Origin of the sequence: Streptococcus sp. HMSC067A03, from assembly GCF_001814295.1 — a bacterium.
In the GTDB taxonomy this organism is placed as follows: Bacteria; Bacillota; Bacilli; order Lactobacillales; family Streptococcaceae; genus Streptococcus; species Streptococcus constellatus.
On sequence record NZ_KV815646.1, the window covers coordinates 96,355 to 110,736 of the forward strand.

Sequence of the window (14,382 nt, forward strand, 5' to 3'; positions counted from 1 at the left end):
GCCCGTTATTTGTGCTAAATTTTGTTCTTCTAACAATTGAAAGGTTGTATTTAATTTTGTATCTCCTTTATTCTATCAAATCTCCATCAAAAAAATTCATCAAAATCCTGAATGGTAGTTATTTTGTCCTGAATGGTATTTTTACCAAAAAAATTCTACTTTAGTAATTGATTGCAAATCATTTCTAAAGCAGAATGTTTATTTGATAGATGAAAGTCACAGATTGTCTAAATGATGCCTCACTTTAATTTCTATTCAGCAATATTCTTTATTGAATAAACTAAAAACATTCCTAAAAATAATAGAACTCCTAATGATACAGCAACATATACTATCCCCAGACTACTTGCTATCCCAACAAGTACTATAGATAAAATTCCTGGTAAAACAATACTGAGCATACTAATCCCAGACTGTACAGCACCCATTGATTGCTCCGGTACTAATCTAAAAACAGATTGTTGAAGACGAGGGCTTAGTATCCCAATTGAAAATGTATTGCCAAAAGCAGCAAGTAAGACAACTAGAAAATTATTGTTCAAAAATCCGACTAAAATCACGAATTCCATCACTTGGCTAAGATAAACACTTGTTTTTGTTGACATTTTTTTCATCACATTGCCACTTAGGAAATTACCGCACACTATACCAATCAATTCAACTGTTGTTAAGATAGCTATGGATTGACCAGTTTCTAAGTCAGCGAAAGGATACTTTATTAACAAAAGCGTCGTCACAGGAATCGTTACATTTATGACAGCTTGGTTGATGGATAAAATCCCAATCAGTCTAATAATATTTCCAAGACTTCCTAAAATCTTTAAAGAATCCAGCAAATGTTTCCAAAAATTTTTGCTATCTAAAGCCTGCGTAATTTCAATCTGTTCTTCAAAACGAACAAGATTTGTTCTAATCAATAAGATACCAAAAAACGCAAATAAAAAAGTTAAGGCGTTCATACCAGCAAACATCCCAATATTGATAAAACCAATCAAGGCGCCTCCGCTTAGATTACCAAAGACACGAACTAAATTTGCTGTCGCTTGCTTAAAACCTAACGCAGATGTCATATCATTGTTAATAATTTTTACATAAATAGGCGTTATCATAGCACTTGAAAAATAACCAATCGTATCCGATACAAAATTGATGAGGCAAATAAGAAAAACAGAAACAAGTGAAAATTTTGTCCCGACCAGTATCAATGCTACAGTTGCGTACAGGACAAACTTAACAAACATCAAAACAGAGTACTTTCCAATCCGATTCTTTTGAAAATCCGCTACAACTCCTGTGAATATCTGCATAATTTGCGGCAATGTTTCAGATGTTGTAATCATAAGAATCGCAAGAGGTGCAAAAGCATAAGAAGATACATAATTGATAAACGCTAAGTAAAAAACTGTATCACCAAATGTAGAAATCCATTCATTTATTGAAAGTTGCCTAAAGTTTCGATTTGAAAGAAAAATATTCAATTTCATCCCTCCAAGTGTATTTCAAACGGGAATTTATTCCCCAATAATGTCCAATAAATTCCTAATGTCCCAATTCCAAAGTCAAAAACATCTCGACGATTATCCTCACTTTGAAAAACTAATAAATGATGTTTATCTCGATAAGAACGTGTTATGAATATTCTTTTGATTTTTTCTTGCAACTCTTTATTATCATTTAATGGTTTATCTGTTAGTATACCATTAAATTTCTCCAGTTCTTTAAAATCGCATATTTGACATTTTTATCCTGTAGACTTTCTAATTTGCGATTCTTGCAATTTTCTGAATTTTTAGAGTATACTACTTTTTAAAAAGGAGATCCCAAATGAGCAAACGCAAATTTATCGCCATTCTATTCACTATTATCATGGATATTATTATTTTCTGTCCTGTTATCTTCTGTTTTTAATAATTTTTCATATTGCTGTAATTTCAAAGTTAATAATGCTATTAACTGCGGATTATCCAGTACTTTCAGAGATTGAATGAAATCTTCAATCTCTTTTTGATTTTCTCCTCCTGTCTGAAGATAGATATTGATTTTTCTTAAAAATTGCAAAAGTAATTTTTCAAAGACATCGTAGGGTGTCAGCAACTTTTCTAGCTCACTTTCAAAAATGCTGATGTATTGATAGAGTTCACGTTCCATCATTTCTGAAATGACATTTAAGAAACAACTTTTCATGTAAATTTGATTATAGACTAACTCTTTAAATTCCTTAGATTTCTCCATCAAACTTGTTGAAAGAAAAATTAAATCTTGATTCTCCAAAAAGGGCATAGCATTACAGAAAAGATAGAGCTCAAACCAAGTCCATGAATCAATGGCAAAAAGATAAGCTGTTATAAATTGCTTATCTTCTTCTTTTAAAATATAACTAGAATCCAAGGAGTGCAAGGCATTTTGAATCACAATTTTATTCAGACGGATATATTGTTGAGAGGATACTTTTTCTTGAACTTTGTGAAGCAGATCCTCCAAGCCGTCTTTATCCTGATGAACAAATAAATCAACAACTTGATGTCCCAATTGAACATGTTGAGATTCTTGATAACTATTGAGTTTATATGCAAACTCTGCAAATGTCATATTGATTCCTTCAATGGCAAGAAATAATTTATCTGCCGACAGCATAGATTGCCCTAACTCAAACTTAGAAAGCTGTGAGGCTGTCAGTCCTTCACACGCAACTTCATTTTGCTTCACACCTCTTGCTATCCGTAATTCTCTATAAAATTCACCTAGTTCCATTTTATCAATCATAAAGGTTCTCCATCACATCATAAAAACATAAATCGCAGACCAGCTACCAATATCACACCAAAAATCACGGTCACCACTAAGTTACGATAGCGAAAAGCAATATAAATTGTTGGAAAAACAGCTATTAAATCTAGCCATTTGAAGGTCGGCAGCTGCCCTATCTTCCCATTTACAATGCTGGATAAAATCAAGGCAAAAATAATAGAAATTGGTAAATACTGTAAAAACCGTTCTACAATCTTAGGCAAACCACGATATTTCACCAATATAAATGGAGTAATCCGTGATAACCATGTCACCAGGGCTGAGAAAAGAATAGCGACAAAAATATAATTATTTATTATCTAGCATTACCCCCACAGCACAGCCTAATAAGGTCGACATTAAAACAGCTAAAGACGAAGACACAAGCATACTTAACGCATAAAATGATAAAGCTACTACAGCCAAAATTACGATTAGTTTTTGAAGTTTTGTTTTATGTAACATCACTAAAAATTGGGAAGAAAAAATGCCAATAAACATGGCAACTAGGGCAAAGTCTAATCCAAACACTTCTGGATTTGGCAAAAGACTTCCTAATGTCGTTCCGAACACCGTTCCTATCATCCAAGCAAGGTAGCTTGTTATATTATTTCCATACATCCATTGAAGCGAAATATCCTTTGTATGAACGTGCTCACTTAGTAAAACGCCGTATGTTTCATCTGTCAAAAGGATTCCGATACCGATATTTTGCCATAGACTTGCATGTCGAAAAAAAGTAGATGTATGAAGTCCCAGCAAAAATAGACGCAAATTGATTAAAAAGACTGTCAGAAGAATAGCTGTCACCGGTGCATGGATAGCGAGAAGCGCTAGCATAGCAAACTGAGCACTTCCTGCATAGACAAGAATACTCATCAGTGCCATTTCAAGAGGAGTGACATAAGAAGCACCAATAATGCCACAGGCTAAGCCAATACTAATATAACCCAGAGCTGTTGGCACAGCTGCCTTAACACCAGCCTTAAAATTTTTTCCTATCATTCTTATTCTTCCATTGTCTCAAACGCCAGACTTGGCTTGGCATTCAGATTTAATGTTGCAAGATTGGCGTTGTTCCACTCACTGACACTGGCATAAGCAATCATTCCTGCATTGTCCCCACAGAGACGCAAAGGCGGTATGATAACTTTAATATCTGTTATTTCAGCTGCTAAACGTTCACGTAAGCCTTGATTAGCTGCAACACCACCCGCAACCACCAAGGTCTTGACAGGATATTTATCCAAAGCCTTCTTTGTCTTTGCCATGAGAATATCTAAAACAGCAGCTTGAAAACTAGCTGCCAGATCTTCCTTGGAAAGAAACTCACCTTTTTGCTTGGCATTATGATGTAGATTAATAAAGGCTGATTTGAGACCAGAAAATGAAAATTCTAGATTGTCTTCCTTGATCATAGCCCGCGGAAAATCATAAATATCCCGTCCTTTATGGGCCAATTCATCTATCTCACGCCCTGCTGGATAAGTCAAACCCATCACACGACCAACTTTATCATAGGCTTCTCCGACCGCGTCATCACGTGTTTCCCCTACAATCTGATAATCACCGGCTTCGCTAACATAAACCAACTCTGTATGCCCTCCGCTGACTAGTAGTGCTAAAAGAGGATATTCTAAGTTCTCGACATTCTGAGCAGCCATTAGATGTCCCGCCATGTGATTGACAGGAATAAGTGGTAAATGATGTGCCCAAGCAAAGGACTTGGCAGCCGCTAATCCAACCAAAAGAGCCCCCACCAAACCAGGTCCATAGGTCACAGCTACGGCTGTCACATCTTGCTCGATAATGCCTGCTTCTGCCAAGGCTTCCTCAATGCAAGCCGTGATAGTTTCCACATGGTGGCGACTGGCCACTTCCGGTACCACGCCGCCGAAACGCTTATGACTCTCAATCTGGCTGGCAATGACATTGCTCAAAAGCTCAGTCTCATTCTTTAGAACCGCCACGCTGGTCTCATCGCAAGACGTTTCAAAAGCTAAAATATATCTATCTTCCATAGTTCTCCCTTTTCATGACGATCGCGTCTTCCACTGGCGCATGGTAATAGGCCTTCCGCCGCGCAATTTCTTCAAATCTTTCTTTTTTGTAGAATAGCAGAGCTGGCTTGTTGGACTCCCTCACTTCGAGGAAAATCTCTTTGTTAATGGGCAGATGTTCAAACAAAGCGGTCGCGATTTTCTTACCTTGATAAGCCTTCTTAACCGCAATTTGCAAAACTTCCGCTTCAAAATCTGACTCCTGAAAAGCCAGAAAACCAATTAAATTTTGACCCTCTAGAGCTAAAATATAGCTCGACAAAGGATGTTGTAAATCTTTCTCTATTTGTTCCACACTCCACGGACTGACTGCATACACGTCTTTCAATACCTGATAAATCCGCTCTGTCAAATCAACGGTCTGCTTTTTTTCATCTTTTTTAATCTCAATCATAAGCGTTTGATGTAAGAATCTTTCGTTTCTTCATGGTTTTTCAACCAATTTTCCTCCGCTTCCACTCGCTTGAGGTAGTTTGGCACAAAGTCATGAACAGAGCGAGCTGGTAATTGCAGACCGATTTTAGCAAGGAGTGCAGCGTTTGGCAGAGTTGTTTTGATAAAAGCTTCTGGCAAAACTGCTTGAATCTGCTCCGCAAAATTTTCCACTTCTCCTACAAAGGTTACTTGAGAATCAGGCTTGGCTTTTTCTAAGACCTCTTCAAAAGATAAATGAGCTTCTGGCTGAACGATCCTACCATTTTTATAAAAACCAGCATAAACATTGTTGCGTCTAGCATCCATGAGAGGAATAACCAAGCCATCAATACTTTCTGGTACCAGAATCCGTAAGCTAGAAACTCCAACCAAGCCAATCTTAAGGGTATGAGCCAGAGTTTTAGCTGTTGCTACAGCAATCCGCAAACCCGTATAACTACCCGGACCTTCTGCAACCACAATGCGTTCTAAGTCCGTTGGTTTTAAATCCAAACTTTCCATGAGAAAATCAATTGCTGGCATCAATGTAATGCTATGATTTTTTTTAATATTTATTGTCATCTCAGCAAGCAACTGTTCATCCTCTAAAATCGCAATTGCCAATGCTTTACTAGAGCTATCAAAAGCTAAAATTTTCATTTTTATATTTCCTTCGTGATAATCTAGTTTCTATTATACTACAAAAAATACGGATTTCCTCAATATGATTTCCAAAAAAATAAGACCTTGTGAAAATCATTTTCCTAGATTTTCCAACTTCTTTCTTTTACTAAATCAGCTTTTTATGATATAATGATTATAATTGTAACGTATCAAAATCAATTTATTACCCGGAAAATTAAATAGATGAAGACCGCCCTTGAAAATAAGGTGGCTATTTTCTGGTAGATTGATTATGAATGAGAAAGGAAATTAAATGATTTACAAAGTTTTTTATCAAGAAACAAAAGAGCGCAATCCACGACGCGAAAATACACAATCGCTTTACTTGGATATTGACGCTAAGGATGAATTAGAAGGACGCATTAAAGCGCGTAAACTCGTTGAAGAAAAAACGCCTTACAATGTCGAATTTATCACACGCTTGTCTGATAAACATTTAGAATATGAAAAAGAATCAGGCAACTTTACAATTACGGAGCTCTAAACCATGTCTTATACTTTAAAACCCGAAGAAGTCGGTGTATTTGCCATTGGTGGCTTAGGAGAAATTGGAAAAAATACCTACGGAATTGAATACAAAGATGAAATTATCATCGTTGACGCTGGTATCAAATTTCCTGAAGATGACCTTTTAGGGATTGATTATGTTATTCCTGATTATTCCTATATCGTAGAAAACGTTGACCGTATCAAAGGTGTTCTGATTACTCATGGACATGAAGACCATATCGGTGGGATTCCTTTCCTACTCAAACAAGCCAATATTCCGATTTATGCAGGACCACTCGCTCTAGCACTTATCCGCGGGAAACTAGAAGAACACGGGCTTTTACGTGATGCTAAGCTCTATGAGATCAATCAAAACACTGAACTTCAATTTAAACATTTAAAAGCAACTTTCTTCCGCACAACCCACTCTATTCCAGAGCCGTTAGGAATTGTCATTCACACACCTCAAGGGAAAGTTGTATGTACAGGTGACTTCAAGTTTGACCTTACACCCGTTGGAGAACCAGCGGATTTGCATCGAATGGCAGCTCTTGGCGAGGATGGGGTTCTAGTTCTTCTTTCTGACTCAACCAATGCAGAAATTCCGACTTTTACAAATTCGGAAAAAGTGGTCGGTCAGTCCATTATGAAAATCATTGAAAACATCCATGGACGGATTATTTTTGCTTCCTTTGCTTCCAATATTTTCCGCCTACAACAGGCTACTGATGCGGCTGTCAAAACAGGACGGAAAATTGCAGTCTTTGGTCGTTCAATGGAGAAAGCCATCGCCAATGGAATTGAACTTGGCTACATCAAGGCGCCTAAAGGTACTTTCATCGAGCCAAATGAGATTAAAGACTATCCTGCCGGCGAAATACTTATCATGTGTACAGGAAGCCAAGGAGAGCCAATGGCGGCTCTTTCACGCATCGCCAATGGAACACATCGTCAAGTACAGCTTCAACCAGGTGATACAGTGATTTTCTCCTCTAGTCCTATCCCAGGAAATACTACTAGTGTCAATAAGCTTATCAACACCATTTCAGAAGCTGGTGTTGATGTTATCCACGGTAAAATCAACAATATTCATACTTCCGGACACGGTGGACAGCAAGAACAAAAACTTATGCTTCGTTTGATAAAACCGAAGTATTTCATGCCAGTCCATGGTGAATACCGTATGCAAAAAGTGCATGCGGGACTTGCAATGGATACTGGAGTGCCTAAAGACAATATCTTTATCATGAGTAATGGAGACGTTTTAGCCTTAACTGCTAATTCTGCTCGCATTGTCGGAAGTTTCAATGCACAAGATATTTATGTCGATGGCAATCGTATCGGAGAAATTGGTGCTGCAGTCCTCCGTGACAGACGTGACCTTTCCGAAGATGGCGTCGTCCTTGCAGTCGCTACCGTTGACTTTAAATCGAAAATGATCTTAGCCGGTCCTGACATTCTCAGTCGCGGTTTCATCTATATGCGGGAATCAGGTGAACTGATCCGTCATAGCCAACGTATTCTTTTCAATGCGATACGTATCGCATTGAAAAATAAAGATGCCAGCATCCAGTCTGTCAATGGAGCTATTGTAAATGCTCTTCGACCATTTTTATATGAAAATACAGAGCGTGAGCCTATCATTATTCCAATGATTTTAACACCAGATGAAGATACTTTATAACAGAATTCTTACATAGATATAAAAAGAACTTAAATCTATTTAGATTCAAGTTCTTTTTTTCGTGGAGCAAATCATAATCGGAGTAATTATATATGGTTTTTAAATAACAACAAAAAAGAGAGGGCAAGCCTCTCTTCTCTATATACTAATGAATTATTTAGCGATTTTTGCAAAGTATTCAAGAGTACGTACAAGTTGTGCAGTGTATGACATTTCGTTATCATACCAAGATACAACTTTCACCAATTGTTTTCCATCAACGTCAAGAACTTTAGTTTGAGTTGCATCGAACAATGAACCGTAAGCCATACCTACGATATCTGAAGATACGATTGGATCTTCTGTGTAACCGTATGATTCGTTAGCTGCTGCTTTCATAGCTGCATTTACTTCATCAACAGTAACATTCTTTTCAAGAACAGCAACCAATTCAGTAACTGATCCAGTTGGAGTTGGAACACGTTGAGCTGAACCATCAAGTTTACCGTTCAATTCTGGAATAACAAGACCGATAGCTTTAGCAGCACCAGTTGAGTTAGGAACGATGTTTGCAGCACCAGCACGAGCACGGCGAAGATCACCTTTACGATGTGGACCGTCAAGGATCATTTGGTCACCAGTGTAAGCGTGGATAGTAGTCATCAAACCTTCAACGACACCGAAATTGTCTTGAAGTGCTTTAGCCATTGGAGCCAAACAGTTTGTAGTACATGAAGCACCAGAGATAACTGTTTCAGTACCATCAAGAACATCGTGGTTAGTGTTAAATACGACTGTTTTAACATCGCTTCCACCAGGGGCAGTGATAACAACTTTCTTAGCTCCACCTTTAAGATGTTTTTCAGCTGCATCTTTCTTAGCAAAGAAACCAGTTGCTTCCAAAACAATTTCTACACCATCAGTAGCCCAATCGATTTGTTCTGGGTCACGTTCAGCAGAAACCTTAACGAATTTACCGTTAACTTCGAATCCACCTTCTTTAACTTCCACAGTACCATCGAAACGACCTTGAGTTGTGTCATATTTCAACAAGTGTGCAAGCATTACTGGATCTGTAAGGTCGTTGATGCGAGTAACTTCAACACCTTCTACGTTTTGGATACGACGGAATGCAAGACGACCAATACGACCGAAACCGTTAATACCAACTTTAACTACCATTCGTGATTTCCTCCTTATGAAAATCAAAAAAATTTTTATGTGAAAAGAGTAACTTGAGTCGCTACAAATCACCTTTCAACATATCTATTATATACTTTCTCTCTTAAAATTGCAACTGATTTCATTGTTATTAACAAGTATTATGAGTTCTTTCACTAATTTTCATTTCGACTTTCATTGATTTGAAAAAGCAAGATAATATCTTCTGAAAACAGAAGAACACAACTTACAAAATAGACAAGAATTTATAAATTCAGATTCATTAGATTGATTATTTTTTCTTTTGATTGACAGAGAGATTATTTTCCAAAAAAAGAAAAGGCACTCGCAAATGCGAGTGCCCAGGTTTAATTCAAAGCTTAAGCTTCCCCTTTGTTTTTCTTAATGATTTCTTCTTGTACTGATTTTGGTACATCTTCGTAGTGGTCAAAGACCATCATGAAAGTACCGCGTCCTTGAGATGCTGAACGAAGAACCGTTGCATAACCGAACATTTCAGCAAGTGGTACATAAGCACGAACGATTTGGCTGTTACCATGAGCTTCCATACCATCAACACGTCCACGACGAGCTGTTACATGTCCCATAACGTCACCAAGGTTTTCTTCTGGAACAGTAATGGTAACAAGCATCATTGGTTCAAGAATAGTTGGTTGTGCAGTCTTAGCAGCTTCTTTCAACGCAAGTGAAGCTGCAACCTTGAAGGCTGTTTCAGATGAGTCAACATCGTGGTATGAACCATCATACAGTTTTGCCTTCACGTCAACGATTGGATAACCTGCAAGTACACCGTTTGCCATTGACTCAACCAAACCTTTTTCTACGGCTGGGATAAACTCACGTGGAACCACTCCACCAACGATAGCATTTTCAAACTCGAAGCCTTTTCCTTCTTCATTTGGAGTAAATTCAATCCAAACATCACCGAATTGACCTTTACCACCTGATTGACGTTTGAAGAATCCACGCGCTGATGTTTGGGCACGGAAGGTTTCACGGTAAGATACTTGAGGAGCACCTACATTTGCTTCCACTTTGAATTCACGACGCATACGGTCTACGAGGACATCCAAGTGAAGCTCACCCATACCAGAGATAACTGTTTCACCAGTTTCAACGTTTGTTTCAACACGAAATGTTGGATCTTCTTCAGCCAATTTTTGAAGAGCAATACCCATCTTGTCTTGGTCAGCTTTAGATTTTGGTTCCACCATCAATTGGATAACTGGCTCTGGGACTTCGATCGATTCAAGGATAATTTTTGCTTTTTCATCAGTCAATGAGTCACCAGTCGTGGTATCTTTCAAACCAACAGCTGCAGCGATATCACCTGCGTAAACAGTTTCGATTTCGTTACGGTGGTTTGCGTGCATTTGCAGGATACGTCCGATACGTTCGCGTTTACCTTTAGAAGTATTCAATACGTATGAACCGCTGTTCAAGACACCTGAGTAAACACGGAAGAATGTCAAACGACCTACAAATGGGTCCGTCATAATCTTGAAAGCAAGTGCTGCAAATGGTTCTTCATCAGAAGCTGGACGAGTTTCTTCTTCGTCTGTATCTGGGTTTACACCTTTAATAGCTGGAATATCAAGTGGGCTCGGAAGGTAGTCAATAACTGCATCAAGCATCATTTGAACACCTTTGTTCTTGAAGGCAGAACCAGCAAGAACTGGGAAGAATTCAACATTGATCGTTGCTTTACGGATTGCAGCTTTCAATTCTGCCTCAGTAATTTCTTCACCTTCAAGGTATTTCATCATCAAATCTTCATCAGTTTCAGCAACTGCTTCGACCAATTTTTCACGCCATTCTTGAGCTTGTTCAAGGTAATCTGCTGGAATATCTTCTTCAAGAATATCTGTTCCAAGGTCATTTGTATAGATTTCAGCTTTCATGCGAACCAAGTCAATGATTCCACGGAAGTCGTCCTCTGCACCAATTGGTAATTGAATTGGGTGAGCATTTGCTTGAAGACGATCGTGAAGAGTGCTTACTGAATAAAGGAAGTCAGCACCAATTTTATCCATTTTGTTAGCAAATACGATACGTGGAACACCATATTCAGTTGCTTGACGCCAAACTGTTTCCGTTTGAGGTTCAACACCTGATTGTGAATCAAGAACAGTTACAGCACCGTCCAATACACGAAGTGAACGTTGTACTTCGATAGTGAAGTCCACGTGCCCTGGTGTGTCGATAATATTGACACGGTAATCTTTCCATTGCGCTGTTGTTGCAGCAGATGTGATGGTGATACCACGTTCTTGTTCTTGTTCCATCCAGTCCATTTGTGAAGCACCTTCGTGTGTTTCACCAATTTTATGGATTTTACCGGTATAGTAAAGAATACGTTCAGTCGTTGTTGTTTTACCAGCATCGACGTGAGCCATGATACCGATGTTACGAGTTTTTTCAAGTGAAAATTCGCGAGCCATTTGGTTATTTCTCCTATTATTTTATTTACAGTTTATTATAACATATTTTAAGAAAAGCGAGTAGGCAAATCCTACCCGCTTGTTGATTACTCATGCTAATTAGTAAGAGTACTGAGCTTTTTGCAAGTCTCTAAAAAGAGTAGCAATCTTACCAACGGAAGTGAGCAAAAGCACGGTTAGCTTCAGCCATACGGTGAGTATCTTCACGTTTTTTAACAGCTGCACCAGTATTGTTTGCCGCATCCATAATTTCTTTCGCAAGACGATCTTGCATAGTGTGTTCTCCACGTGAACGTGAAATAGTTACCAACCAACGAAGCCCAAGAGTTGTACGACGTTCTGGACGAACTTCAACTGGGACTTGATAGTTAGACCCACCAACACGGCGAGCACGTACTTCAAGTACAGGCATGATGTTTTCCATAGCTGTTTCAAATACTTCAAGTGCATCGTTTCCAGTAGCTTCTTTGATTTGCTCAAAAGCGCCATATACAATTGAAGCGGCTGTACCACGTTTCCCATCAAGCATAACGCGGTTGATAAGACGTGTCACTAATTTTGAATTGTAGAGCGGATCTGGCAATACTTCGCGCTTAGGCGCACGGTTTTTACGACTCATTTATCTTTATCCCCTTTCCTTATGCTTTTGGTTTTTTGGTACCGTATTTAGAACGGCCTTGCTTACGATCAGTTACACCTGCTGTATCAAGTGCACCACGAACGATGTGATAACGTACCCCTGGAAGGTCTTTTACACGTCCACCACGAAGAAGCACAACACTGTGTTCTTGCAAGTTATGTCCGATACCTGGGATATAAGCGGTTACTTCAATAAGATTGCTCAATCGTACACGAGCAAATTTACGAAGAGCCGAATTCGGTTTTTTAGGTGTCATAGTACCAACACGAGTTGCTACACCACGTTTTTGTGGTGAGTTTTCACGAGTAGGCACACGTTTCAGACTATTATAACCAACGTTTAAAGCTGGTGATTTAGATTTTTCTACTTTTGATTTACGCGGTTTGCGAACCAATTGGTTAATTGTAGGCATCTACATTTCTCCTGTATTTTTAATTTTGGTGATGATACACTTGGTGACAGCTATCATCTGCGTGTACTTTTGCAACATTTGTCAGCACGTCTCTGTACACTTTTGAGAGACCAAAAGTAAAAAGTACCGTCTATTAGTATAACACGACGACACTTTCTTTGTCAATATATTTTTATAGTTTTCTTGCTAAGTTCCCATCTATTGCCCCGCAGTATTTGTGGCTGGGACACCTGCTCCGTTAGTCGTTGGAGTTTGAGCTGAATTGGTCTCAGCCTGTCCTGTGGTAGCTGAAGTTGCAGGAGCTTGATAGGTTTGTTGATAAGTTTGTCCTGCATCTGTTTGAGGCGTCACAGCGTTTTGATTTGCTGTAGCAGCTGCTTCATTGGCTTCACGCGCAGCAATCGCGTCACTAACTGCCTTAATCCGTTGTTGAAGTTGAGCTTTTTGAGCTTCGTCTTTCAACTTGTCCACTTTTTCTTGAGCAGGCGTTACATTAGCCGTCGTCTGCTCTGTCTCCAATTTTTTAACAGCATCTTCTGCCTCTTGTGCAATTTTGGCTTGCTCTTTTTTCTCTTTTTCTGCTTTCGATTCTGAAGATTTTGATGTTGAAATGGTTCGCCTTACAGTCGGAGCAGCTGCACGCGTCGCATCATCTTGCTTTTTAACGAAAAATAATCCAGCAGCAAGAATGAGTACCAAAGCTATAACAATCGAAATCCTTAGCCACAAAGAGCTTTGATCCAATTTATCCAATATATTTTTCAAATTCTCACCTCATCTATTTGTCAAAAATATTGCCAACTTCTACACTGATTTTGTTAGACTTCACATCAATATTTGTTACTTTCAACAAAGATTTGTAATCTAAGTGCTCACGCTCTGTCTGTGCATTTTCCGCAAAAACTGCTACACCAGCCAATTCCGAATCAAATTCTCGTAAAAGGCTAATCATGCCGTTGACTGTCCCACCACCTTTTAAGAAATCATCTACGATTAAAACACGGCTTCCAGCTTTTAGGCTGCGTTTCGACAAGAACATCTTTTCAATACGATCCCCACTTGAACCCGACACATAATTGACGCTAACCGTTGAACCCTCTGTAATTTTCAAATCGCGGCGCACGATGACAAATGGGACATTTAATACATTTGCCACTGCATTTGCCAAAGGTACTCCTTTTGTAGCAACGGTCATAACAGCATCAATTTTTTGTTTTCTAAATGTTTTGGCAATAATGCGTCCAATGTTATTTAAAATAGAAGGTGTACTCAACAAATCTGACAAATAAATGTAGCCACCAGGTAGAATCCGATTGCTTTCGGATAATTTCGTACAAAGTTCTTCCACCATTGCTCTAGCTTCTTTATCTGAGATAGAAGGAGTAAAAATAACACCTCCTCCTGCTCCTGTAATGGTTTCGATATATCCGATTTCCATTTCTTCAAAAGCACGTTTAATAATGACAATATCTTCGGAAATGGAGGATTTTGCGGACTCATACTTTTCAGCAAATGTATTGAGACTAGTTAGTTCATAAGGATGATTGATTAGGTAGTTAGAAATGACTACCATGCGTTCACTTCTTCTTAATTTCATTTTTTCACCAATT

Annotated in this window: 15 protein-coding genes; 2 read left to right on the forward strand and 13 right to left on the reverse strand. The window is 38.6% G+C overall.

Annotation, left to right across the window (positions count from 1 at the left end):
- Positions 1-251: 251 nt before the first annotated feature.
- The 7 genes from HMPREF2963_RS02680 to tsaB all read right to left on the reverse strand — a co-directional run bounded on the left by HMPREF2963_RS02680 (position 252) and on the right by tsaB (position 5,921).
- On the reverse strand, positions 252-1,478 hold the full coding sequence (locus HMPREF2963_RS02680) for an MFS transporter (protein ID WP_070668733.1): 1,227 nt from the start codon (positions 1,476-1,478) through the stop codon (positions 252-254).
- A gap of 373 nt (positions 1,479-1,851) precedes the next feature.
- Positions 1,852-2,763, reverse strand: a complete 912-nt coding sequence (locus HMPREF2963_RS02685) for a helix-turn-helix domain-containing protein (protein WP_070668495.1) — start codon at positions 2,761-2,763, stop codon at positions 1,852-1,854.
- Between the two features lie 17 nt (positions 2,764-2,780).
- Positions 2,781-3,107 (reverse strand): AzlD domain-containing protein, encoded by a 327-nt coding sequence (locus tag HMPREF2963_RS02690; RefSeq protein ID WP_070668497.1) that lies wholly within the window; start codon positions 3,105-3,107, stop codon positions 2,781-2,783.
- Positions 3,097-3,792: an AzlC family ABC transporter permease gene (locus HMPREF2963_RS02695; RefSeq protein ID WP_070668500.1), complete on the reverse strand. Its 696-nt coding sequence runs from the start codon at positions 3,790-3,792 to the stop codon at positions 3,097-3,099. The genes HMPREF2963_RS02690 and HMPREF2963_RS02695 overlap by 11 nt, the downstream gene beginning before the upstream one ends.
- 2 nt (positions 3,793-3,794) lie before the next feature.
- Positions 3,795-4,808, reverse strand: coding sequence for a tRNA (adenosine(37)-N6)-threonylcarbamoyltransferase complex transferase subunit TsaD (tsaD, locus tag HMPREF2963_RS02700; protein ID WP_006269960.1), 1,014 nt, complete (start codon positions 4,806-4,808; stop codon positions 3,795-3,797).
- A complete protein-coding gene (rimI, locus tag HMPREF2963_RS02705) occupies positions 4,798-5,241 on the reverse strand; it encodes a ribosomal protein S18-alanine N-acetyltransferase (RefSeq protein WP_003070965.1) in 444 nt (147 codons plus the stop codon). The genes tsaD and rimI overlap by 11 nt, the downstream gene beginning before the upstream one ends.
- Positions 5,238-5,921 (reverse strand): tRNA (adenosine(37)-N6)-threonylcarbamoyltransferase complex dimerization subunit type 1 TsaB, encoded by a 684-nt coding sequence (gene tsaB, locus HMPREF2963_RS02710; protein WP_037596492.1) that lies wholly within the window; start codon positions 5,919-5,921, stop codon positions 5,238-5,240. The genes rimI and tsaB overlap by 4 nt, the downstream gene beginning before the upstream one ends.
- A 277-nt stretch (positions 5,922-6,198) precedes the next feature.
- Between tsaB and HMPREF2963_RS02715 the strand changes: the two genes are divergently transcribed.
- The gene (locus HMPREF2963_RS02715) at positions 6,199-6,429 is read left to right on the forward strand and encodes a DNA-dependent RNA polymerase subunit epsilon (RefSeq protein WP_003070969.1); all 231 of its coding nucleotides are present in this window, start codon (positions 6,199-6,201) and stop codon (positions 6,427-6,429) included.
- Between the two features lie 3 nt (positions 6,430-6,432).
- Positions 6,433-8,118 carry a ribonuclease J1 gene (gene rnjA, locus HMPREF2963_RS02720; RefSeq protein ID WP_070668503.1) on the forward strand — a complete coding sequence of 562 codons (1,686 nt, stop codon included), beginning with the start codon at positions 6,433-6,435 and terminating at the stop codon, positions 8,116-8,118.
- A gap of 153 nt (positions 8,119-8,271) precedes the next feature.
- Here rnjA and gap read toward each other — a convergent pair whose 3' ends face one another.
- The 6 genes from gap to purR form a co-directional block, all read right to left on the reverse strand.
- The gene (gene gap / locus HMPREF2963_RS02725) at positions 8,272-9,279 is read right to left on the reverse strand and encodes a type I glyceraldehyde-3-phosphate dehydrogenase (protein WP_003074699.1); all 1,008 of its coding nucleotides are present in this window, start codon (positions 9,277-9,279) and stop codon (positions 8,272-8,274) included.
- 359 nt (positions 9,280-9,638) lie between these two features.
- Entirely contained in the window at positions 9,639-11,720 is a 2,082-nt protein-coding gene (fusA, locus tag HMPREF2963_RS02730; RefSeq protein WP_003070974.1) for an elongation factor G, read from the reverse strand.
- A gap of 148 nt (positions 11,721-11,868) precedes the next feature.
- Positions 11,869-12,339, reverse strand: a complete 471-nt coding sequence (rpsG, locus tag HMPREF2963_RS02735) for a 30S ribosomal protein S7 (RefSeq protein WP_003026449.1) — start codon at positions 12,337-12,339, stop codon at positions 11,869-11,871.
- A 19-nt stretch (positions 12,340-12,358) separates the two neighbouring features.
- The gene (gene rpsL / locus HMPREF2963_RS02740; protein ID WP_003026451.1) at positions 12,359-12,772 is read right to left on the reverse strand and encodes a 30S ribosomal protein S12; all 414 of its coding nucleotides are present in this window, start codon (positions 12,770-12,772) and stop codon (positions 12,359-12,361) included.
- Positions 12,773-12,970: 198 nt separating this feature from the next.
- Positions 12,971-13,537, reverse strand: coding sequence for a hypothetical protein (locus tag HMPREF2963_RS02745; RefSeq protein ID WP_039677465.1), 567 nt, complete (start codon positions 13,535-13,537; stop codon positions 12,971-12,973).
- Between the two features lie 13 nt (positions 13,538-13,550).
- A complete protein-coding gene (gene purR / locus HMPREF2963_RS02750) occupies positions 13,551-14,369 on the reverse strand; it encodes a pur operon repressor (RefSeq protein WP_020997566.1) in 819 nt (272 codons plus the stop codon).
- Positions 14,370-14,382 lie beyond the last annotated feature (13 nt).

What these genes read in the sequence shown, in the direction of transcription:
- tsaD (WP_006269960.1), bottom strand. Translation starts at nt 4,808, where the DNA reads ATGGAAGATAGATATATTTTAGCTTTTGAAACGTCTTGCGATGAGACC.
- HMPREF2963_RS02715 (WP_003070969.1), top strand. Translation starts at nt 6,199, where the DNA reads ATGATTTACAAAGTTTTTTATCAAGAAACAAAAGAGCGCAATCCACGA.
- gap (WP_003074699.1), bottom strand. Translation starts at nt 9,279, where the DNA reads ATGGTAGTTAAAGTTGGTATTAACGGTTTCGGTCGTATTGGTCGTCTT.
- rpsG (WP_003026449.1), bottom strand. Translation starts at nt 12,339, where the DNA reads ATGAGTCGTAAAAACCGTGCGCCTAAGCGCGAAGTATTGCCAGATCCG.
- tsaB (WP_037596492.1), bottom strand. Translation starts at nt 5,921, where the DNA reads ATGAAAATTTTAGCTTTTGATAGCTCTAGTAAAGCATTGGCAATTGCG.
- rimI (WP_003070965.1), bottom strand. Translation starts at nt 5,241, where the DNA reads ATGATTGAGATTAAAAAAGATGAAAAAAAGCAGACCGTTGATTTGACA.
- fusA (WP_003070974.1), bottom strand. Translation starts at nt 11,720, where the DNA reads ATGGCTCGCGAATTTTCACTTGAAAAAACTCGTAACATCGGTATCATG.
- purR (WP_020997566.1), bottom strand. Translation starts at nt 14,369, where the DNA reads ATGAAATTAAGAAGAAGTGAACGCATGGTAGTCATTTCTAACTACCTA.
- HMPREF2963_RS02695 (WP_070668500.1), bottom strand. Translation starts at nt 3,792, where the DNA reads ATGATAGGAAAAAATTTTAAGGCTGGTGTTAAGGCAGCTGTGCCAACA.
- rpsL (WP_003026451.1), bottom strand. Translation starts at nt 12,772, where the DNA reads ATGCCTACAATTAACCAATTGGTTCGCAAACCGCGTAAATCAAAAGTA.
- rnjA (WP_070668503.1), top strand. Translation starts at nt 6,433, where the DNA reads ATGTCTTATACTTTAAAACCCGAAGAAGTCGGTGTATTTGCCATTGGT.
- HMPREF2963_RS02685 (WP_070668495.1), bottom strand. Translation starts at nt 2,763, where the DNA reads ATGATTGATAAAATGGAACTAGGTGAATTTTATAGAGAATTACGGATA.